18 protein-coding genes are annotated in these 20,698 nt (G+C 66.5%); 8 read left to right on the forward strand and 10 right to left on the reverse strand.

Annotated features, from left to right (window positions below):
- Positions 1–12: 12 nt before the first annotated feature.
- The 7 genes from tatA to sbnA all read right to left on the reverse strand — a co-directional run bounded on the left by tatA (position 13) and on the right by sbnA (position 8,361).
- Positions 13–306 (reverse strand): Sec-independent protein translocase subunit TatA, encoded by a 294-nt coding sequence (gene tatA / locus ACFHYQ_RS05945; protein WP_394300055.1) that lies wholly within the window; start codon positions 304–306, stop codon positions 13–15.
- A gap of 214 nt (positions 307–520) precedes the next feature.
- Complete coding sequence (locus ACFHYQ_RS05950; RefSeq protein ID WP_394300056.1) at positions 521–2,272, reverse strand: glycosyl hydrolase family 18 protein; 1,752 nt, start codon at positions 2,270–2,272, stop codon at positions 521–523.
- 377 nt (positions 2,273–2,649) lie between these two features.
- The gene (locus tag ACFHYQ_RS05955; protein ID WP_394300057.1) at positions 2,650–4,245 is read right to left on the reverse strand and encodes a carbohydrate binding domain-containing protein; all 1,596 of its coding nucleotides are present in this window, start codon (positions 4,243–4,245) and stop codon (positions 2,650–2,652) included.
- A 279-nt stretch (positions 4,246–4,524) separates the two neighbouring features.
- Complete coding sequence (locus ACFHYQ_RS05960; RefSeq protein WP_394300058.1) at positions 4,525–5,163, reverse strand: LysE family translocator; 639 nt, start codon at positions 5,161–5,163, stop codon at positions 4,525–4,527.
- On the reverse strand, positions 5,160–6,242 hold the full coding sequence (locus ACFHYQ_RS05965; RefSeq protein ID WP_394300059.1) for a fatty acid desaturase: 1,083 nt from the start codon (positions 6,240–6,242) through the stop codon (positions 5,160–5,162). Before ACFHYQ_RS05965 ends, ACFHYQ_RS05960 begins: the two co-directional genes overlap by 4 nt.
- A gap of 129 nt (positions 6,243–6,371) precedes the next feature.
- Positions 6,372–7,373: a 2,3-diaminopropionate biosynthesis protein SbnB gene (gene sbnB / locus ACFHYQ_RS05970; protein ID WP_394300060.1), complete on the reverse strand. Its 1,002-nt coding sequence runs from the start codon at positions 7,371–7,373 to the stop codon at positions 6,372–6,374.
- A complete protein-coding gene (gene sbnA, locus ACFHYQ_RS05975) occupies positions 7,366–8,361 on the reverse strand; it encodes a 2,3-diaminopropionate biosynthesis protein SbnA (RefSeq protein WP_394300061.1) in 996 nt (331 codons plus the stop codon). Before sbnA ends, sbnB begins: the two co-directional genes overlap by 8 nt.
- An 802-nt stretch (positions 8,362–9,163) precedes the next feature.
- On the opposite strand from sbnA, the gene ACFHYQ_RS05980 reads away from it, so the two are divergent.
- The 6 genes from ACFHYQ_RS05980 (at position 9,164) to ACFHYQ_RS06005 (ending at position 15,507) form a co-directional block, all read left to right on the forward strand.
- Entirely contained in the window at positions 9,164–11,011 is a 1,848-nt protein-coding gene (locus ACFHYQ_RS05980) for an FAD/NAD(P)-binding protein (RefSeq protein WP_394300062.1), read from the forward strand.
- On the forward strand, positions 11,008–12,222 hold the full coding sequence (locus ACFHYQ_RS05985; RefSeq protein ID WP_394300063.1) for a trans-sulfuration enzyme family protein: 1,215 nt from the start codon (positions 11,008–11,010) through the stop codon (positions 12,220–12,222). Before ACFHYQ_RS05980 ends, ACFHYQ_RS05985 begins: the two co-directional genes overlap by 4 nt.
- A complete protein-coding gene (locus tag ACFHYQ_RS05990) occupies positions 12,222–13,478 on the forward strand; it encodes a benzoate/H(+) symporter BenE family transporter (protein WP_394300128.1) in 1,257 nt (418 codons plus the stop codon). The genes ACFHYQ_RS05985 and ACFHYQ_RS05990 overlap by 1 nt, the downstream gene beginning before the upstream one ends.
- A gap of 663 nt (positions 13,479–14,141) precedes the next feature.
- Entirely contained in the window at positions 14,142–14,774 is a 633-nt protein-coding gene (locus ACFHYQ_RS05995) for a TetR/AcrR family transcriptional regulator (RefSeq protein ID WP_394300064.1), read from the forward strand.
- Position 14,775: 1 nt separating this feature from the next.
- A complete protein-coding gene (locus ACFHYQ_RS06000) occupies positions 14,776–15,231 on the forward strand; it encodes an acyl-CoA thioesterase (protein WP_394300065.1) in 456 nt (151 codons plus the stop codon).
- Between the two features lie 123 nt (positions 15,232–15,354).
- Positions 15,355–15,507, forward strand: coding sequence for a hypothetical protein (locus tag ACFHYQ_RS06005; RefSeq protein WP_394300066.1), 153 nt, complete (start codon positions 15,355–15,357; stop codon positions 15,505–15,507).
- Between the two features lie 216 nt (positions 15,508–15,723).
- Here the strand turns inward: ACFHYQ_RS06005 and ACFHYQ_RS06010 are convergent, their stop codons facing one another.
- The 3 genes from ACFHYQ_RS06010 to ACFHYQ_RS06020 are packed head-to-tail and all read right to left on the reverse strand — an operon-like array spanning position 15,724 to position 17,922.
- Positions 15,724–16,719 carry a TIGR04500 family putative peptide maturation system protein gene (locus tag ACFHYQ_RS06010; RefSeq protein WP_394300067.1) on the reverse strand — a complete coding sequence of 332 codons (996 nt, stop codon included), beginning with the start codon at positions 16,717–16,719 and terminating at the stop codon, positions 15,724–15,726.
- A complete protein-coding gene (locus ACFHYQ_RS06015; RefSeq protein WP_394300068.1) occupies positions 16,716–17,708 on the reverse strand; it encodes an MvdC/MvdD family ATP grasp protein in 993 nt (330 codons plus the stop codon). The genes ACFHYQ_RS06010 and ACFHYQ_RS06015 overlap by 4 nt, the downstream gene beginning before the upstream one ends.
- A gap of 52 nt (positions 17,709–17,760) precedes the next feature.
- Complete coding sequence (locus ACFHYQ_RS06020) at positions 17,761–17,922, reverse strand: hypothetical protein (protein WP_394300069.1); 162 nt, start codon at positions 17,920–17,922, stop codon at positions 17,761–17,763.
- A 331-nt stretch (positions 17,923–18,253) separates the two neighbouring features.
- On the opposite strand from ACFHYQ_RS06020, the gene ACFHYQ_RS06025 reads away from it, so the two are divergent.
- Together ACFHYQ_RS06025 and ACFHYQ_RS06030 are read left to right on the forward strand one after the other, a co-directional pair.
- Entirely contained in the window at positions 18,254–18,517 is a 264-nt protein-coding gene (locus tag ACFHYQ_RS06025; protein WP_394300070.1) for a hypothetical protein, read from the forward strand.
- A gap of 8 nt (positions 18,518–18,525) precedes the next feature.
- Positions 18,526–20,664 (forward strand): peptidase domain-containing ABC transporter, encoded by a 2,139-nt coding sequence (locus ACFHYQ_RS06030; RefSeq protein ID WP_394300071.1) that lies wholly within the window; start codon positions 18,526–18,528, stop codon positions 20,662–20,664.
- The last annotated feature ends 34 nt before the right edge of the window (positions 20,665–20,698 follow it).

Genomic DNA, 20,698 nt, shown 5'->3' on the forward strand with positions numbered 1-20,698 from the left:
CCGGTGTCCCGGTCAGCGGTTCCGCTGTCCGTGGGAGTCGGCCGCGGCCTTCAGACGGGTGTTCTCCTCTTCGAGTGCGCGCAACCGATCCTCGACCGAGGGGACGCCCTGCGGCGAAACGGCGGAGGTGATCTGCTGGACCTCGGCGGCGGCGGCGTCATCGTCGCCGAGTTTGGCGGTCTCCTTCTTGAGGATCCGCAGCGACTGTCCGACGGACTTCGCGGCGTCCGGCAGTTTCTTGGCACCGAAGAGCAGTACAAACACCACGATGACGACCATCCAGTGCATCGGGCTTAGCGAGCCCATGACAGCCTCCCTTTCTGGTCAACCTGGTGGGGTCCTGAAAGCGTATGCCTTCCATCCCCGTACGTACAGCCGTGGAGGGCGGCATCATCGCGGTACCTGGACCGGGCCTGGCCGCGCCCCGCGGAGGTCGGGCGGCTGCTCGTCCTCCACGAGGCGTGATCGAGGTTCTACGCCGGCGGCGTGCTGCCGGAACCGGCTGACCGGCGACGGCCGATCAGGTGATGGAGAAGTCGTCGGCGTAGACGTCGCCCTGGCCGTACCAGCCGGTGATGGACACGGTCACTGTGCCGGACGAGCCGGTCGTGAAGGACAGGGACAGTTCCTGCCAGCCGCCTGAGGAGGTCCAGTTGGACCCGGTCGCACCGCCGGAGACGCCGAGGAAGGCGAAGTTGCCCTGCACCCAGGCCTTCAGCGTGTATTTGTGGTTGGGCTCAAGCGTCACCGACTGGGTGCACTGCCCGGTCTGACTCAGCGTCGGGGCGACCCGCAGGGCATGCGAGCCGGAGTGCGCCGGGGAGCCGACGACCGTGCTGCCGCTCTGGCACACCCACGGGCTGAGACCGCCGGACTCGAAGCCGGGGTTGCCGATCGTGTCGCCGCCGGGCGACCCGTTGATCGTCAGTTTGAAGGTCGTACTGTGGGTCGCGGCCGGCGCGGTGCCGGTGACGGTGATCGAATACGTGCCGGGCCGGGTCGCCGAGGTGGTGGCCACGGTCAGCGTCGAGCTGTCGCCGGCCGTGACCGTGGCGGGGCTGAACGTCGCCGTCACCCCGGCGGGAGCCCCGGCTGTGGTGAGATCGACGGTCTGGGCGTCGCCGTTGGTCACTGCGGTGCTCACCGTCGCGGTCGTCGTCTCACCGGGATCGACCGAACCGGATGCGGGCGACACGGCGATCGAGAAGTCGTCTTCTGCCGGGGGTTGCCCGCCGTCGCCGCTGAACGGGGCGAACGCCTGGCTGAAGAACCAGGTGCTCTGCTCGATGCCCGAGCAGCTGTCCGAGCCGCCGGTGCCGGGGCAGTCGCCGTTGTCGCGCTGGAGCGCCCAGAACGAGATCATGGCGATGCCCTTGTCGGTCGCCCAGTTCAGCACGGGCGCGGCGTCCTCGGTGCGGAACGTCTCGGCCGGACCGTAGTCGTCGATGCCGATCATCTCGGTGACGCCGATCATGTTCCAGATCTGGTCGGATGTCTTGTCGGGGTAGAGCGACGCGAGCTGGCCGTGCAGCCCGGTCGCGGCTGTCTGGGTGTCCGTCGCCATGTTGTGGCTGGCGCCGTCGTAGTAGTCGAACGTCATGATGTTGACGACGTCGATCTTGGCGTTGTTGGTCTTGGCGTTCCGCAGTACGGCCAGGCCGCTGTCGGCGAGGCCGTGCGTCGTGGTCGGCAGCGTGTAGGAGAACTGGATGGTCTTGCCGTTGGCTGCCGCCCAGTCCTGGGTCAGCTTGATCGCCTTGTTGCGGCGGTCGATCCCGGCGCTGTTGTTCAGCGAGTTGTCCTCGATGTCCAGATCGATCCGGGTGACTCCATACGTGTTGATCACGCTTTGGAAGACCGCGGCGATCGAGTTGACGTTGGTGCAGCTGTCGGCGATCTCGGTGCCGGTGTTGGTGGCCGTGTATCCGCCGAAGGACGGGATGACGTCGCCACCCGCGTTCCGGATCCTCGTGATGGAATCGCCGAACGTGGTGGAGGCGATGGGCATGCTGCTGTCGCCGTTCCAGTAGGCCGTACACGATCCCCGTGTCGCGGTCTGGAGGAACGCCATGGTCAGGTACTTGGCCCCCGACTGCTGGGAGAGCGTGGCCGGGTCCTCGCCGGTCCACGCCTCGAAGTACGGCGCGAAGACGTGCGCGGGCAGGGTGGCCGCCGCCTGGGCGGTGGTGGTGTGGATCGCGGTAAGGCCGAGTGCGGCGGCGGCTGTGACGATCAGGGCCGTCGCGGCACGCAGCAGTGTGCGTGGTCGCATGAATTCTCCTGCACCAGGGTGATCGACGCCCGCGGCGCCGATCACGGGGGGTGATGGTGCACCGGCGTCGCCGCCGGTGGACATGCTTCAGCAGTGAACTGCTGGACGAGCACACGGATCCGCGCATTCCATAGTCGAGATCGGAGACATCATTTGTCAAGTTTCTTAACAAATGAATCGCCTGCAAGTCGCCCCGGCCGCTCGGACGGCCTCACCCTCGGCCGGTGCCGCCATCGGAGGGCCTGTCGTCAGGGGCGGCGGCATCCCGTGCGTCGACTGACCGATCCACCGACCCCGCACCGGTGTTCAACGACGAAGGCCGCTCCCTGCAAGGGGGAGCGGCCTTCGCGTGCTACTGGAGAGGTTTCCGGTACGGCCTAGCGGCCCTGGAGCGCCTTGGCGTTGTCGCCGAAGGTCCAGCCCTTCGAGCCGTCCCAGTTGATGGACCAGGTCATCAGCCCCTTGAGCTGGCCGTTGAAGCTGTTCCAGGCCTGGCTCACCAGCGAGGGCGACATGTAGCCGCCGCCGGCTCCCGGCTGGGCGGGCAGGCCGGGGACCTGCTTGTCATAGGGGACCCTGATCGTGGTGCCCTGGATGACCAGGCCCTTGTCCAGGCAGGTGGTCTGCGCGACGAATCCCTGGACTGTGCCGGCGGAGTAGGAGTCGCCGGAGCATCCGTACATGCTTCCGTTGTAGTACTGCATGTTCAGCCACCACAGGCGGCCGTTGTCGACGTACTTCTTGATGATCGGCAGGTACGCGCCCCAGATCGAGCCGTAGACGACGCTGCCGCCGGTGACGTACGCCGTCTCGGGGGCCATGGTCAGCCCGAAGTTGGACGGCATCTGGGCGAGCACACCGTCGATGATGCGGATGAGGTTGGCCTGGGAGGCGGACAGCTGGTTGATGTTGCCGCTGCCGCTGAGGCCGGTCTCGATGTCGATGTCGATGCCGTCGAAGTTGTACTTCTTGAGGATCGGCACGACTGTCTGGACGAAACGGTCGGCGACGGTGCTGGAGCTGAGGTCGATGCCGGCGGTGGCCCCGCCGATGGACATCAGGATCGTCGCGCCCGCGGCCTTGGCCGCGCACATCTCGGCGGGCGTAGAGACCTTGACGGTGGCGTCCATGCCGTCTTCCCACAGGACGGTGCCGTCAGAGCGGATGACCGGGAACGCCGCGTTGATCACGTTGTAGCCGTGCTGCTTGATGCGGGCGTCGTTGATCGGCACCCAGCCGAACGGCGGGTGTACGCCGTTGGACGCGCCGTCCCAGTTCTCCCAGTATCCCTGGGTGACCTTGCCGCTGGGCTTGCCCTTCACCGCGCATGTCACGTCCCCGGGTGACGGTGTGGGCGTCGGGGTGGGCGTCGGCGTGGGCTTGGGGGTCGGGGTGGGCGTCGGCGTCGGCGTCGGCGTGGGCGTCGGTGTAGGTGACGGGGTGGGCTTGGGAGTGGGCGTCGGAGACGGCGAAGGCGACGGTGAGCCGCCGGGGCCGTCGAAGCTGACGTCGTCGGCGTAGTACGTGCCCTGGCCGTACCAGCCGTGCAGGAAGATCGTGGCGCTGGTCTGGTTGGCGCCGGTGGTGAAGGACACGCTGAGCTTCGTGTAGGCCGAGGCAGACGGGGTCCAGGTGGACGCACCGCCGTTCACGCCGAGGTAAACGTAGTTGCCGCGGACCCAGGCGCTCAAGGTGTAGGCCGTGTTCGGCTTCACGGAGACGGTCTGGGTGCACTGGGCGTTGTCCGAGCCGCTGGCGGCTCCGGCGAGCGCCTTGCTGCCGCCGTGGACCGGGGAACTGACCACCGATCCCAGCCCGCCGGTGCAGGACCAGGGCGAGAGGTTTCCGGTCTCGAAGTCGGGATTCACGAGCAGGTTGGCCGCGTTGGCCGGCGTCTGCGTGAGGACGGCGCCCGTGACCGCGAGCAGCATGGATGCTGCCAGCGTCAGCAGGCGAGATGTGCGCTTTCGCATGGAGGTCTCTCCTGAACCAGGAGTGATCGGAGCCATGGCGCCGATCGGTGGGGGGTGATGGCGCGCCGGCGACGTCACCGGTGGTTCAGTTCACCAGCGAGCCGCTGGACAAGTACGGATCCGTGGTCCAATGGTCGGGACCCACGGCCTAATCTGTCAAGACTCTTAACAAATAACTCGCCCACCAGTGTGAACACCTGCCTGATCAGGATGCCGGGAGTCCGGAGCGGCGGTACGACGCCGTCGATCAGGCAGGCCGGGCCGGACGGGTGCTTCGTGTCAGTGGCCGAGAAGAAGGACCGCCGCCAGCAACACCAGGACGACGGCGCAGCTTCGGTTGATCCGTCGGAGTGCGAGCGTGTTCCGGGTGAGGCGCGAGCCGACAGAGCCGCCGAAGAGACCGACTGTCGCGTCGGTGGCGAACCCCATGATTACGAAGACGAGTCCGAGCGTCAGCATCTGCAGTGGAACGGAGCCCGCGCTCGAGGAGGTGAATTGGGGAAGAAACGCGATGTAGAACACCACGATCTTGGGGTTCGCTATGTTGACCAGTGCGGCCTGCATGGAGATCCTGACCGCACTCCACCCCACTCTTCCATCTTCGATCACCAGCTTGGAGTCGTCTCGCCACAGAGAGATACCGAGATAGACGAGGTACGCTGCTCCCACGTACCTGAACACCTCGAGGACCATGGGGTATCTGGCTATGACGGCGGCGACGCCGAGAACTGCTAGAAGGGTATGGAAGAGCATCCCCATCGCGATTCCCGTGGCCGCCGCCAGACCGCCGATCTTTCCCTTGGCGACTCCGAAGGAAACTACGTACATCATGTCCGGTCCAGGAGTCACGCAGATGACGGACGCGGCGACCAGAAATGAACCGAACAGGGTTGGATCAAAACCGATGGAAGCGTTCACGCAGCTTTCTCGAGGGTGTCGTCGTGGTGAGTTGACAGATCTTCGATAATAGACGCCAGTGCACTCGGCTGACCCTCGGGTCCCCGGCTGAACAACCCGCCGAACTCCGCGTCTATCGCCGCGTAACGAGGATCTTCCATCCTCATCTCGTGAGCTCTCCTGAGATTCCAGTAAGGGGTTCTGGGGTCCAGATGGTGATCCAGATGGTAGTGATCGGCGTAGGTTCCGGTCAAGAACCTCTCGAGCCCGCGACTCTTCCTGTTCCGGGTCATGCAGAGATCGGTGTTGTGGAACCTCACCATGGGGGTGTGCTCGGAGAGCTCGATGTACCAGCCGATCAGCTGGAAGACGGTCATATAGGGGACCAGCCAGAACAGGACGAATTCAAGGAGTGTGCCCGTGGTCGCGACAAGTATCAGCACGGTGCACCAGAATGCGGACAGCGCGATGGTGTCCCGCTTGATTCTTATCCTCCAGTGTTCGCTGAGGCCTTCGTTCTTGGGGTCGCTGCGGCGGTTGATGAGGATGCGGTCTTTGAGGAGGAACCAGAAGTGTGAGACGATCTTCGATCCGAGAGCCGGCAGGATGACGAGCCGCAACCACAGCTCTCTGCGGGTCGCGGGCTCGTAAACCCCCTGCTCGATGAAGTACCGAAGATCGGGATCCCGCTCAGGATCACCCAGCCTCGGGTGATGGGTCGCGACGTGGTTTCGCTTGTACGCGTAGTGTTGTTGGAATATCGGATACGCCGTGAGAACCGTCCCCAACGCGAGGTTGAGCTTCCTGTTCTTGGTCAGCATGCCGTGAGCGCTTTCATGCAGGAGGTTAGAGAAAGCGCGCTGGCGGGATCCGATCACCAGAAGAGCCAACGGGTACAACCAATATGACCACCAGATGCACGCGGCGACCGATACGCCGATCAGGAGCACATCGCACACGTAGGACAGAGGTGCGTGCCAGTTGTCGAGCTTGTTCAGCCGTTTAACCCGCTCTTCGATCTTCCTGTCGAAGCGGTAGGCGCGGAACTTGCTTCCGTCGAATGCGAAGTCGCGTAGTGGTGTCTTCTGTCCGGAGTTCATCTCACTCCCTCGCTTCTGGCGCCGGTTGGAATCGGTCGCCTATTTGACGGCGAACACATGCGTGACAATCACCTGCCCGGCCTCGGATAGGTGTGGAAGCAGAGAAGGGAGTATGTCTCCCGGTAGGGATCACCATCGGCGCGTCTCACCGAAGAACCCGCTTATCTTGTTGCTCGTCCCCCGATCGCGTGCCTCCTTCAGGACGAACGCACCCACCGCCAGGTCGAGGACGCCGAGCCCGAAAGGCGAGAAGATGGTTGGCCTGGCCGAGTCGAGGGTGATTTCGCGATTGAGTACCTGAGCGAGGGTCCCGCTGACGAACGCACGGGATCCGCTCGCCTGTTCGGCCAAATGCGGTGAGGTGTTGGCCTTGAGGCAGTGCTCGACGTCATCGAGCACATTGTTCGCACTCAGGATCACCTCTGGGGTGAGATCACGGAGTGAGATGTTGAGTAAGAGTTGGCCCGGTTTGAACGGTGCCCGCACGTACGGCTCGAGCGCGGTGGTGGCGAACACGATGGTTTCGGCATCGAGTATGGCACCGAGGTCGGATACGAATTCGGCGGACGCGTCGTGGGTGCTTCGCAAATGATCGACCAGAGCCCGCCCCGAGGTCTCGTCGAGATCGTGCACCAGGAAACGGTCGGGGGTGCAGCCGCCGGCGTGCAGATAGTCGGTGATGTTTCTGGCGATCACACCTGCTCCCACAATCGCCAGCCGCGTGCCCGCGTAGCCGTCGGGCCGCAAGGAGACGGCGGCCAATGCGGCCGATGCCGCGGTGCGTGTCGCGCTGATGGCCGCCGCTTCCAGGCAGGCGATGGGATAACCGGTTTGGTAGTCGTTGAGGATCAACACGGCGGACGCACGTGGAAGGGAGCTTTCGATGTTCTTCGGGAAGCTGGACACCCACTTGATCCCGGCCATCTGTACGTCGTCGCCGAGGAAGGCGGGCAGGGCGATGATCCTGGACTCGGGCTTGTCGGGGAAGCGTAGGAAGTAGCTGTCGGGGTTCACCGTCTGCCCCGCATGGTGAGCGAGATAGGCCCTTGCCACGATGTCGAGGACCTCTGAACGGTTGTCGTGCAGAATGCTCAGAACGGCTTCGCCCGGGACCACCTCGAAATCAAACAAAACAGTCTCCCCATCGGTCGTTGTTTAGCCGGCGGCTCTGCGGCGCGATCTCGGGCCAGCGCTCGGCAACCCATTCGTCGTCGTAGATGGTGTCGAGATAGCGATCGCCCAGGTCGGCGGAGATCGCCGCCACGATGCTGCCCGGCGTGATTCCGCCCGCTGCTTGTCTGACGCCGGCGATGACAGAGCCGGTGGAGCCGCCGACCAGCAGTCCGCGGTTCTTCGCGAGGAGTCGACAGACCTCGACCGTCTCCTCCTCGCTGACGAGTACGACCTCGTCGACCATGGTGGTGTCGAGGATCTCCGGCCTCCTGCTGGTTCCCAGGCCCGGGATGTGACGACGGGCCGGGGGCCCGCCGAACGTCACCGATCCCACCGCGTCCACGGCAGTGATCCGGGTCTCCGGAGAATGCTTGCGGAAGTATTGGGCGACACCCATCAGGGTGCCTGTCGTGCCGGCACCGATGAATATATGGTCGACGTGGCCAAGTTCAGTGAGAATCGCGCTCCCCGTCCGCTCGCAGTGGGTTTGGGGGCCCGCATGGTTGGCGTACTGGTTCAGCCACAGCAGGTCTCGCTCGTGGAGCAGCCGACGATGGATGTAGTCGATACGTGATTGCAGGAACCCGCCATTGGCGTCACGTTTGTCGATCACGACGACATCCGCACCCAGCACCTTCATCAGCTTGATGGCCTGCGAGTTGGCGTTGGGGTCGGTGACGCAGGTCAGCGGGTAGCCCTTGGCCGCGCAGACCACCGCGAGCGCGATGCCGAGATTTCCCGAGCTCGACTCGATCAGGCGGGTACCCGGAAATGGACGCCCCGACGTTTCGGCATCCTCGACCAAGGCGATCGCGGTCTTTAGTTTGACCGAGCCCGCGGGGTTGAGACCCTCGATCTTGAGGAAAAGTGTGCTGTCGGGGACGAGATGCTGGAACCTCATAAAGAAATCGTCCACGACCATGTCGTAGGCTTCTTCGGCTATCATGTTTTCTGGTCCTATTCAACGTTGCGGCATACTCGGGAAAAAGAACCCCGCCGAGTGCGCCAGTCCGTTACGCATAGGTCGGAACATGCCGGGATGAATTGAACCGGACTACCTGGTTGATCCCCTGTGTGTCACCCCGTCGAACAAACTCACATAGCGTCGCGACATGCCCCTGGAGTCGCCGGAGTTGCTCGTTGTTGCGTCGGCAGACTGCCATGCGAAATCGCCCGCTGTCAACATGTCTGCCGATCGTCTTGATGTGACTCTCCGTAGTGAATTTAACTTTCAATTTGTTCTGCCCGGGCGATTGAGGATGGAGGTTTCTGTGGCTGGCGACCGACCGATTTCCGGCTCCGCGGATGTGAAGGTCACGGGGACCGGCAGGTCAGCGGGGTCATCCGCCGATCCCTGGTGCTCCGTTATTTCGGACATGACCGGGAAATGCGGCACGGAAACGGTATTGACGCCAGGCCGAATGGCATGGTGTCCTCTTCGGGTGATTGGTCGGCTCGCTCAACGGTGAGCAAGACGGGGCCCGTTCGTTCGCTGTCCTTTCGAGCACTGGGCTGAGGTAACGCCGGCTGATCCGATATCCACGGGGGTGTGATCTGGTTCGGATCATGCTCTCTTGTTGATGAGCATGGACCTGAGTGGCCGCTTGACCGGCCGCTCCTGCCCAGGGGGACCGCACTAATCAGGAGAAGACGACGGTGACTGTCACTGTGAGTTCATGGGGGATGACGCTTTCACCGCCTGGCATGCTCGGCGTGAGCGGGTTCGAATGCGGTAACGGTGGAAAAGGGTGACCCGCATCGCGATAGTGGGAGTGGGCTCGCGGGGGCTGGGGGTCCTGGAACGCCTCGTCAACTGGCATCTCGCAGCCGGTCCGGCCGGGCCGCTCGCCCCGGTCGTAGTGCACTTGGTAGAACCTCGCCCGCCGGGTCCGGGTCTGCACAGTAGCGACCAGCCGGAATACCTGCTGCTGAATACTGTCTGCTCCCAGCTCACCGCGTTCGCCGACGAACGTATGGTGAGCGGCCCGACTCCGCTTTCCGGCCCTTCACTGTACGACTGGTGTCGTTCACATGATTTGTGCCTGGCAGCCGACGGATACACGGTGAGGGAGGGTGTCGGCAGAGAGATCCAACCGAACGATTTCCTTCCCCGTAGGCTGCTCGGCGAGTATCTCGCCTGGGCCGCCGAACGCATCATGGCCGCCGCGCCCCAGAGCGTGCGGATCGTACGACACCGGCAGATGGCCGTGGATGTCGAGCCGGGCCAGGCCATGGGCGAGGCCGTCATCCTGGCCGACGGCACCAGGCTCTCGGTCGATGCCGTCTTCCTGACCGTGGGTCATCATGGCTTCTATCTGCCCTCCGACCCGTCGGCGGAGAAGATCCTGATCAGGCGAGCGTACCCACTGCCCGGGTCGCTCGACGAGATCGCCCCGGGCGAGCGGGTGGCCGTCATGGGCATGGGGCTCACCGCGATGGACGTTATCGCCTCGCTGACCCTGGGGCGGGGCGGACGTCACGAGCCGATGCCGGAAGGAGTGCGCTATGTGCCGAGCGGCGCCGAACCGTCGATCGTCCTCACCAGCCGATCCGGAGAGGCCGCGCGCAGCCGTCCTCGTCTCAACCCCGGCAGGAAGCGCCTCCCCCCGCTGGTGTTCACGGCCGACCGGATCGAGCGGCTCCGCACGGAGGCGCCCGGCGGGCGCCTGAACTTCCTCAAAGACGTACTTCCGCTGGTCGAGATCGAAATCGAGCTCGCCTATCACCGGATGGTGCTGGCGAAGGCCGTCGGTGGCCTCGAATCGGCTCACACCCGGCTGGCGGAGCGGCTCGAACACGTCGGCGCCGAACAATTGACGGCGGAACTCGCCGGACAGCTCGGGCCGTGCCCACTACGCGGAATCATTTCCGTACGGAAGACGCCGACGTCGTGGGTCGACCGGCACGACTACACCGGCTGGTTCCTAGCCCAGGTCGCTGAAGACCTCGCCGAAGCCGACGCCGGACTCGGCGTCAGCCCTGTCAAAGAAGCCATCGAGATCCTGCGTGACCACCGGGACGTGCTGCGTGCGGTCATCGATCCGCCCGGGCTGGATGAGGAGTCGCTGGACTACTTCTTCGGGGAGTTCACCCAACTGGTGAACCGCTTGGTCATCGGGCCCCAGCTGGACCGTTCGGTTGAGCTGATGGCTCTTGCCAAGGCGGGGATCGTCCGGCTCGGTCCCGGGCCGTGCCCGAAGATCACACCGCCGATAGACGGGCGGCCGTGGGTGCTCGAGTCGACATGCCTGGCGGTGACCGAACGTGTCGAGGTGGATCGGGTCGTCATGGCTCACGTCTCCGAGCCAAGGGCCGACCGAGTCGCAGGCTCTCTGCTCTCCGGCCTGATCAAGACGGGCCGTCTGCGGCCCCTTGACCTCGGCGATGGCGGCATCGCGGGAGTGCGGGTCACCAGGGAAGGTCACCCTGTCGATGCCGAGGGAGCGGAGAGACGGACGCTTTTCCTCCTTGGTCCCCATACCGAGGGGTCCAGCTACTACAACCACTATGTGCCCTCGCCGGGGCAGTCGTGCCGTGCGCTCCAGGACGCTGAACTGGCATTGAGCACCCTCTTCTCCCAAGAAGGAACAATATGATCAGCACTCGCTACACTCCCTCATCTCAAGAGAACCGCCCAGAGACGCGAATAGCCCAGGGCGACGGTTGGCGCTGCCCCACCACGGGCGCGATTCCGCCCCCGATCTCACTTGGCGTCACATTCGCTCGTGATGGCGACTATGAGGCGCCTGCCGGACTCGCATACCTGCGCGATCAAGGATCCCCGGGCTATGAGCAGGCCGAGAACATGCTCACAGGGCTGGAAGGGGGAGCAGCGAGTCTGATCTTCTCCTCGGGTATGGCCGCCGCTACCGCCGTGTTCCAGGCCCTGCCTGTGCCGTCGCGAGTGGTGGTCTCGCAGACGATGTATTTCGGACTGACCAAATGGCTCGCCGAGTTCGGCTCCGGGCGCGGGCTGGAGGTGGTCCGCGTGCCGTCGAATGATCTGGACGCGGTCTCGGCGGCCGTCGCCGCGGCACCGACCGCACTGCTCTGGATCGAGACGCCGGCCAATCCCACCTGGACCGTCACCGACGTCGCGTCGTGTGCGGAAATAGCCCATCAGGCGGGAGCATTGCTCGCCGTCGACAACACCGTGCCCACCCCGGTGCATACCCGGCCGTTCGACCTGGGCGCTGATCTGGTCATGCACTCGGCGACCAAGTACCTGAACGGACACACTGACGTGGTGGGCGGCTTCCTCTCCGTCTCCGTGGCGCAAGCTCCGGAGAAGCGGGCCCGGGAGCGTGAGGAACTGTGGGAAAGACTGCGACTGCACCGCAGGCTCACGGGCCCCTTGCTCGGCCCGTTCGAGACGTACCTGCTCGTCCGGGGGATGCGGACGCTGTTCCCCCGGATGAGGCAGATCTCGGCCACCGCCATGAGGCTGGCCGAGCACTTCGCCGAGCACCCGCTCATCAGCCGGGTGGCCTATCCCGGACTGCCCGGCGATCCCGGTCACGAGGTCGCCGCACGCCAGATGACCGGCGGGTTCAGCGGCATGCTCTCCCTTCACGTCGCCGGCCACTGGCAGCGTTCTCTGCAGGTCGCGAAGTACTGCGAGCTGTTCATCCGGGCGACGTCCCTCGGCGGGGTGGAAAGCCTCATCGAGCACCGGTATACCTTCGAGGGGCCGGGCAGCACATCTCCGAAGGACATGGTCCGGCTCTCCATCGGCCTGGAACACCCGGACGATCTGATCGCCGATCTGGAGCAGGCCCTTGAACGCGCTTCCAAGGATGATCGGTGATGTCCCCAGAGACCACTTCGCCGGAGGCCGAACGCGTGGCGGAAGGGGGGGAAGAGAGACCTCGCCTGTGGCGGGACGCGTCGCTGTCGGCGGTGCTCGCGGGCTTCGTCGCCGTGGTGGTGTCGTACTCGGGTCCGCTCGTCATCGTGCTGGCCGCGGCCACGGCAGGCCATTTGAACGCGGAGCAGACGGGGTCGTGGGTGTGGGCGATCTCGATCGGCAGCGGACTGACCTGCGTGCTGCTGAGCCTGCTCACCCGGATGCCTGTGATCACCGCGTGGTCGACTCCGGGCGCCGCGCTGCTGGTGACGGGCCTGGGTGATTACCCCTATTCGGAGGCGATCGGGGCCTTCATCGTCTCTGGTTTGGTGATCACGCTGGTCGGGGCGACCGGGGTGTTCGGTTGGCTGATGGCGCGGGTGCCGTCGGCGGTGGTCTCGGCGATGCTGGCCGGGATCCTCTTCTCCTTCGGTGTCGGGGTGTTCACCTCGTTGGGTTCCGCCCCTCTCATCGCGGGCGGTGTGCTGGTGGCCTATCTGGCTGCCAAGCGGTTCAGCCCTCGCTACGCGGTGCTGGCGGCGCTGGTGATAGGCGTCGCACTCGGCGCGGGCTCCTCCCAACTCCATGTCCGGCTGCATCAGGTCCAGGTGGCGCAGCCGGTGTTCACGATGCCGACGTTCTCGATCACATCGATCATCGGCATCGCGATCCCCCTGATCATCGTGACACTGGCCTCGCAGAACGCGCCAGGTATGGCGGTGCTGGCCGCCTCCGGCTACAAGCCCTCCGATCGCCTGCTGATCGGATCGACGGGTCTGGCCTCGACCCTGCTCGCACCGTTCGGCTCACACGCGATCAACCTCGCCGCGATCACCGCCGCCATCTGCACCGGTTCCGAGGCGCATCCCGACCCCCGGCGTCGCTATGTCGCCGGCGTGTCGTGCGGTGTGTTCTATCTGCTGATCGGTGCGATGGGCTCGACACTGGTCACGCTTTTCGCCGGGATGCCCAAGCAGTTGGTGGCGGCGGTGGCCGGTGTGGCGCTCTTCGGTGCGTTGATGGGCGGCCTGAGCGGCGCGATGGCCGACGAGTCCGACCGGGAGGCCGCCCTGGTCACCTTCCTGGTGACGGCATCCGGGCTGACTTTCTTCGGCATCGGATCGGCGTTCTGGGGGATGCTCTTCGGCGTCGGCGTGCACATCCTGCTCGTGAGAGGCCGCCCTCGCCGGAAGCTCCCCAGACCAAGGACGGCGTGATCCTCATCGTGACGAGCCTGGAACGGCCCGGCCGTTCGCACTCACGAGCATGAACGGCCGGGCTGGCCACCAGCCCATGGCGTGGCCGTGGTCCTCCCATCTCGGCTCGCAGTACGGGCACAAGCTGGATCTGGCTGACGTGCCGAGGTTCGCGATCCTCGAAGAGGTACTCGAAGGTACTCTCGATGTGGCCCCACTTCAGCCCCGCCTCCGGATCGGGCAGGCCGCCTCCGGCCAGCCAGGCGGCGGCCGACGAAGCCGCTGGTGAGCCCACTCGCTCGGCCCGTTCGGCGGCGACCGGATGGGCCCCTCTGGGCAGCCGCAGCAGCGCCTGCTGAAGGTCGGCCGCGAGTGGTTCGGCCCCCGCGCCCGCGCATGCCTCCAGCCAGTCCACCAGCACCTCGGGATCGAGGTGCCCGGTCCTCACGGTGGGCGTCGCCAGGCGCCCAACCCCGGACAGGCAGACCGCTCCCGGGCAGGGCTGATCGACAGACGCCCGTCCACCAGAGTGGAAGGCGCGGCGTAGCTGTACGCCTGCGTCGCACTTGTCATGGCCCGAAAGTTAGGGATCAACACTGACAAAAGCGGGCGCGATGCCGTACGCACTCGGCTGTGGTCAAGGTCACCTAGATTAACGACCGGCCGTTCATTTATCCTGTCCCTGTGACACAGGACGGACGCAGGCTCAGAGGGCTGCGCAGCCGCGAGACGATCCTCGGGCGGGCGGTCAGCCTGGCCTCGGTCGAAGGCCTGGACGGGCTGTCCTTGGGACGGCTGGCGGCCGAGATCGGCATCAGCAAGTCGGGCTTCTTCGCGCACTGGCGTGACAAGGAGGAGCTGCAGCTCGACGCCGTGGACTGGGCCACCCGCCAGTGGCGGGAGCAGATCGTGGCGCCGGCCCTGCGTGCCCCGGCGGGGGTCAGGCGGCTGTTCGCCCTGCACGAGGCGAGGCTGAGGTTCTACGCCGAGCACGTTCTGCCGGGCGGCTGCTTCTTCCGCGCGGTGCTGGCGGAGTTCGGCGACCGTCCCGGTGAGGTCCGTGACCGCATCGTGCGGGCCCTTCAGGACTGGGAGGCGTTCATCCGGGACCTGGTGGAGGAGGCGATCGCGCTCGGCGAGCTCGCGCCGAGCGCCGACCCGGCGCAGTTGGCCTTCGAGATCGAGGCGCTCGGCGAGATGGCCGTCACCCACTCCCGGCTGCTCGACGAGCGGCTCGCCTTCGCTCACGCCCGCCGGGGCGTACTGCAGCGCCTGCGCGGCCTGTGTCCCGACCCTTCACTGCTTCCGGAGGACTGACATGACCGAGAGTGGCCACTTCGAGCCGGTCCAGGTGCATTTCGATGATCTTGACGCGATGGGACTGCTACACAACTCCCGCTACGCCCTGCTGGTCGAGCGCGCGGTCGGATCGTACTGGAACCGGCTCGGCTGGGCACCCGATCCTGCCCGCTCGTCGTTCAAGGACGTGTTCCTGGTCGTCCGGGAGTTCAAAGTGACCTACAACGCACCGATCTCCGGGGCGGGCGAGCCACTGGTGCACTTCTGGATCGACCGGCTGGGCCGGACCAGCGCGGTGTACGGCTTCCGCGTGCTGTCGGCCGACCGCTCCGTGGTCCACGCCGAGGGGTACCGCGTCAACATCAACCTGGACCCCGGCACGTTGCGGCCGGTGCCGTTCAGTGACGAACTGCGCACCGCCGCCGAGCCGCTGCTGCTGCCCGCCTCGGCCTCATCGGCCCCGCAGGGGGCGTAGCTCCCCGGCGAAGCGGGCCGGAGATCCGCTCATGGCACGTGCGGGTAACTGGAAAATCACTCGCTCTCCCGAACACCCTGCGGCAGCATGGCCACGGCGATGTCGGCATTCGGGGAGGGCTGGATGGCTGTGCTCGGAGCATCCGAGGACACTGAAGGCGACTACTGCGGTGAGCTGAGACGCCAGTGGCGGGTCACGGTGCCCGCGCTGACGTTGCCGGCGATGGGGAACATCTGCCTGTTCTACCTCGCGCCGCCGACCGTGCCCGGAGTTTGAGAAGGCCACTCGTAATCCGGAGGTCTTTCAAGAGGCAATCGCCTTGCCCGAGGCCGGGAGAGGCTGATCATCGAGTTGATACTCGGCTGACAGTTCCGGAATGTGAGAGTAGAGGTCGGACCTGGACCATCGCCCTTCGAGGAGCAGGCGCGGGGCGGCCCGGTGCGCTCCAGAAGGCGGGAGCGCACCGGGCCGCCGTCAACGAGGCGGCCGAGATCAGAGCCAGAACCACTCGATCTTCGCCTTGGCCCGCCGCTCCGCCATGAAGGCGGAGAAAGCGGCCCGTCCCGCGGCGGCGAGCGTGGCATCGTCGGGATGAGCGGGGCGGCGATGATGTACCACACCGAAGAGAGAGGCATCACGGTAGGGCACCGGACCGACCGCCACCCCTTCGGCGGCGCCACGCAACGGCTCGGGCAACTCGGCAGACACCCGGTCGGCCACATGGACGGTGAGATCTCCGCCAGGACGCGTCACCCCCGCGCCCAGCGCCGCGACGGCGTCATTCTGACCGGCCAGCTCATCGAGGGCGGCTTCCGGCCCGATGGCCCACACGGCCGACACCCGGTCGAAGTCCGCGGCGTGGTCGGTGAAGTAGGCCATGGCCGATTCGGCCTGTGTGCGTCTTGTGAACCTGTTCATCTTGGCCAGGGCGAACAGATGGTTCTGGTATGCCTGCGGGGTGAGACCCACCTGGTTCAGCCAGCGTATCGTGTCGGCGCGGCTGTGCAGCCCGCGCCGCCGCCGGAAGTCGTCGGAGGCCCGCTGCAGCTCGTCCTCCGACGGCTCCTCGTCCTCCCAGGTCTCCAAGGAAAGGATGCAGTAATCGATCAGGTCATCGTGCAAGGTCCTGTCCCGCTCGCCGTAGGCCCGCATCGAAAGCAGTGCCGTCTGTACGGACAGGTCCTGGCCGTCCACGCGCAGCACCTTGCTCGCGGCCCAGTGCGTGGAGTGGTCGACCGTCCATGGCACGCCGTCCTCGGCGGAGGCGGTGAGCGCGACGGTGCCGCCGTCCGGGTGGTCGACGAGCAGGTCGTAGTCGACCAGCGGGGTGCCCGGCCGTTCATCCACGACGAGTTGGGCGCGGCAGCCGGGGTTGGCGGCACGCCAGGCCGCCACGGTCCTGCGGGCGTCGGGCACGGCGTCGCGGTGTCGCGGCAGCCCGCGCAGCACCTCGACCGCTGCGGCGAGCGTCTGCGGGTAGCCGGTCACGCGGGTACCTCCTGACCGGCCGGGCGCTCTCCGGCTGCCAGCCAGTCGGCGATCGCCTCGGAGATGGGCAGGTCGGTGAACTCCTCCAGCCATCCCCACTGACCGTTGGGGTTCAACTCCAGGTACACGTACTCGCCTTCCGGGGTGAGGATCACGTCGATGCAGCCGAAGGCCAGGCCCAGTGTCCTGACCAGTTCGACACAGCGCCGTTCCACGTCCTCGGGCAGGTCGTGAACGGCGTAGCCGATGAAGGTGCCTTCGTAGCGGCGGAAATCGTCGCGGGTCATCCGTGACGCCTGGGAGTGTATCTCGGCGGTGAACACCTGATCACCGACGACGGTGATACGCAGCTCGACCGCCTTTTCGATCTTGGGCTGGAGGATCACCGGGGCATGCGCCAGGCGGTGACGACTGGTAAGGTGCCGCCGGGTCACCGAGGTGGTGTAGAAGCCGTGCTCCTCCCCGTGGAGTTCGTAGGGCACCAACTCGACCTCCTTGGCGATCAACCGGCCGTCCGTCGCCGCCCAGGCGTCGGCCAGCTCCTCGGGATCGCTGGTGATGGTCGTCGTCGGCACGGTGAAGCCCAGCGCGGCGCCGGCCGCGAGGTTGACCAGCTTGCTCTGGGTGCGTCGCAGCGTGTTCAGGCGGGCGGGGAACCAACGGGCGTCGAAGGTGTCGCTCCAGCCGTCCACGAAGATCCGTCCGAGCTTCGCGACGTGGTCACGGTGTCCGGGGTCCGCCACCGCGGGCGCCGCCTTCGGCGGCTGCGGGCGGCGCACCCAGACGGTGCTGACGGCCGAGGAGTCGATCTCGGCGTCGTTCGTGATCAGCGTGTGCCGCCAGGCGCCGCCGATCAGGCGGGAGGTGATCCGGGCGGTGGCGGGATAGTCGCCGGGGTCCCACCAGTACACCTCGACGCCGCGCTCGACGAGCTTGGGTAGGACGAGGTTGACGCCCAGGTCGTCCTTGCTGCTGAGTATAAGGATCACCGGATGCTCCTAATGAGAGCGGCGCTCCGCGGAGCGCCGCTCTGCCCGATCGTTAGCCGGGGTAGTCCCAGCAGGTGTCCGGCTGACCGTTGTTGATCGAGGTGCAGACCTTCGGGCTCGGACCCATCATCGGGTCGCGACCGCCGATGACCGTGTCCAGCACGTCGTCAGGCAGCTCGGCGCCGTTTTCCAGATCATCGATTCGAATGGTCATTCTCAACTCCTCATCGTGCTGCGGACGTTCGCCCGTCCGCGTTCGTGAACAGAACAGAGCAGAACAGACGGCCTCGGAAGGCTCCGATGGAGCCGGTTCGGCGGCCTCGCTCGGATCGTCGATGCGCATCGTCGCGGAACGCCTCCCTGCTCACCGAACTGGATCGTGCAAGGGCCGTCTTGCAAGCGGCTGCAATGTGGGTGGGAAGCGGGTGGTGACTCGCGCGGACCCCGTCTCAGCCGACCTCAGCCACTCACAAGTCCCTTCCAACCGCACAGCCCTAGCGTTCGTCAGCGACCGGTGCTCAGATTCGGCCACCAGAGAGAGGGCCATGTCGAAGATCACGACCGGCGATCCGAACGACGCCACCCGCCCGGTCCGGCGCCCCCAGGAGGCGCCGGCGCGACAGCAGGAGCGACCGAGGATCTATCGGGAGGAGGCCCTGCGCGAGCACGCCGCACCCCGCCCGGTCCGGCTCCTGTCGCCGATGATCAGCGGCCCGTCGTTCCTCGTGCTGTGGCTGGTCGCGGTGGCGATCCTGGCGGCCGGCACCGTCTTGACCGTGCTGGCGCTGCGCGCGGGAGCGGCCGGATGATTCGCCGCATGCCCGTCATCCTGCAGAACACCGATACCGAGTGCGGCGCCGCCTGCCTGGCCATGGTGCTGTGCAGCCATGGCCGGCGCACGACGGTGCACCAGGTCACAGAACGCCTCCAAATCGGCAGGGACGGCCTGAGCGCCAGGGCGCTCCTGGACGGCGCGCGCGAGCACGGCCTCAAGGCCCGCGCGTTCTCCCTGGCCCCCGAGGACCTGCCCCGCGTGCCGCTCCCGGCCGTGGCGCACTGGGAGTTCAACCACTTCCTGGTGGTCGAACGCTGGTCGCCGGACCGCGTGGACGTCGTGGACCCGGCCGCCGGTCGCCGCAGGCTGACCCCCGAGGAGTTCGGCGCCGGGTTCACCGGCGTGCTTCTGGTGTTCGAGCCGGGCGAGGGCTTCCAGCGCGGCACGACCTCGATCGCGAGCGCCTGGCGCAGGGAGTTCGTACGCACGCTGCTTCGGCGGCGTAAGGGCATGCTCGCGCAGATCGTGGCCGCCTCGCTGCTGCTGCAGCTGCTCGGACTGGCCCTGCCGATGTTCTCCCAGCTCCTGCTGGACAGGATCGTCCCCGCGTACGGCGTGGAGGTACTCACCCTGCTGGGCGGCTCCGTGCTGCTGGTCGGCGCGGCCCAGTTGGTCATCGGCTATCTCCGCAGCGCGCTGCTGGTGGCCGTGCGGGTCCGCGCCGACCAGCAGCTCACCGAGGGCGTGGTGAGCCATCTCGTGACGCTGCCGTACCGGTACTTCACCCGGCGCGGCACGGGCGACCTGGTCACCCGTGCGGCCAGCGTGTCCACCCTCGGCGCCATCCTCACCGGCCAGATCGTGGCCGCGCTGCTGGACGGGCCGCTGGCCGTCGGCTACCTCGTGGTCGTCTACTTCTGGGACCCCGTCTTCGGGCTGGCGCTAACCGGTGTGGCCATGCTGCAGACCCTCCTCATGCTGGGCACCACCAACCGCATCGCCACACTCACCAGGCAGGAACTGGCAGCGCTGTCGGCGTCACAGAGCAGCCTCATCCAGGCGATCTCCGGCATCGAGACGCTGAAGGCGTCCGGCGCCGAGCAGCGTGCGGTGGAGAAGTGGTCGGTCCACTTCAGCCGGCAGCTCGACGCGGACGTGCGGATGGGGCTGGCCCAAGGGCTGCTGGAGTCGGCGTTGTCGGGGATCCGGGTGGCGGCGCCGCTCGGGCTGCTGTGGTTGGGCGCGTGGCGGGTGCTCGACGGGCAACTCACGGTGGGTGCGCTGATCGCGCTCAACGCCATCGCACTGGCCGCGCTCACCCCGCTCGGCTCACTTATGACCGGGCTGCAGAGCTTGCAGCAGGCGGGCGCGCACTTCGACCGGCTGTCAGACATCCTGGCCTCCGACCCGGAGCCAAGCGAGGGCATCGAGGTGCTGCGCCTGCGCGGTGCGATCGAGGTGCGCGGCGTGAGCTTTCGACACGACCCCCGCGCCCCTTGGACGGTGCGGGACGTGTCGGTCGTCATCCGCCCGGGCCAGAAGGTGGCGCTGGTAGGTGCGTCCGGGTCGGGCAAGACCACGCTGGCCAGACTGCTGCTGGCGTTGCACACGCCGGTGCTGGGCGAGATCCGCTACGACGGGGTGCCGGCGGGAGAACTGAGCCTGCGTACGCTGCGCCGCCAGTTCGGCGTGGTCACCCAAGACCCGTCGCTGTTCAACGGCTCGATCAGGGAGAATATCGGGCTGAACGACCCCGATGCGCCGCTGGAGCGCGTGACGGCGGCGGCGCGCATGGCCGCGCTGCACGAGGAGATCATGGCCATGCCGATGGGGTACGAGACGATGCTGACTGACGGCGGCGGCCTTTCCGGCGGGCAGCGCCAGCGCCTGGCACTCGCCCGCGCCCTCCTGGGTCGCCCCAAGGTGCTGCTGCTGGACGAGGCCACCAGCAACCTTGACAGCGCTACCGAGTCGGTCATCGAGGCGAACCTGAGCCACCTCGCCCAGACCAGGATCGTCATCGCCCATCGGCTGAGCACGGTCAGGGACGCCGACCTCATCCTCGTCGTCGACGGCGGGCGCATCATCGAGCGTGGCACGCACGAGGAACTGATGGCCATGAGCGGCAAGTACACCGAACTGGTCGCGACGCAGGCGGCCGGCCATGTCGGCTCCCCCTGACCCCGAACGGCTTGGCCCCGGGAGCGAAGACAGT

The organism is Sphaerimonospora cavernae (genome assembly GCF_042435035.1).
Lineage (GTDB): Bacteria > Actinomycetota > Actinomycetes > Streptosporangiales > Streptosporangiaceae > Sphaerimonospora > Sphaerimonospora cavernae.

Bases quoted from the DNA above. Each gene is read 5' to 3' on its own strand.
- tatA (WP_394300055.1), bottom strand. From the start codon at position 306: ATGGGCTCGCTAAGCCCGATGCACTGGATGGTCGTCATCGTGGTGTTT.
- ACFHYQ_RS05950 (WP_394300056.1), bottom strand. From the start codon at position 2,272: ATGCGACCACGCACACTGCTGCGTGCCGCGACGGCCCTGATCGTCACA.
- ACFHYQ_RS05955 (WP_394300057.1), bottom strand. From the start codon at position 4,245: ATGCGAAAGCGCACATCTCGCCTGCTGACGCTGGCAGCATCCATGCTG.
- ACFHYQ_RS05965 (WP_394300059.1), bottom strand. From the start codon at position 6,242: ATGAACTCCGGACAGAAGACACCACTACGCGACTTCGCATTCGACGGA.
- sbnA (WP_394300061.1), bottom strand. From the start codon at position 8,361: ATGATAGCCGAAGAAGCCTACGACATGGTCGTGGACGATTTCTTTATG.
- ACFHYQ_RS05985 (WP_394300063.1), top strand. From the start codon at position 11,008: ATGATCAGCACTCGCTACACTCCCTCATCTCAAGAGAACCGCCCAGAG.
- ACFHYQ_RS05990 (WP_394300128.1), top strand. From the start codon at position 12,222: ATGTCCCCAGAGACCACTTCGCCGGAGGCCGAACGCGTGGCGGAAGGG.
- ACFHYQ_RS06000 (WP_394300065.1), top strand. From the start codon at position 14,776: ATGACCGAGAGTGGCCACTTCGAGCCGGTCCAGGTGCATTTCGATGAT.
- ACFHYQ_RS06005 (WP_394300066.1), top strand. From the start codon at position 15,355: ATGGCTGTGCTCGGAGCATCCGAGGACACTGAAGGCGACTACTGCGGT.
- ACFHYQ_RS06020 (WP_394300069.1), bottom strand. From the start codon at position 17,922: ATGACCATTCGAATCGATGATCTGGAAAACGGCGCCGAGCTGCCTGAC.
- ACFHYQ_RS06025 (WP_394300070.1), top strand. From the start codon at position 18,254: ATGTCGAAGATCACGACCGGCGATCCGAACGACGCCACCCGCCCGGTC.
- ACFHYQ_RS06030 (WP_394300071.1), top strand. From the start codon at position 18,526: ATGCCCGTCATCCTGCAGAACACCGATACCGAGTGCGGCGCCGCCTGC.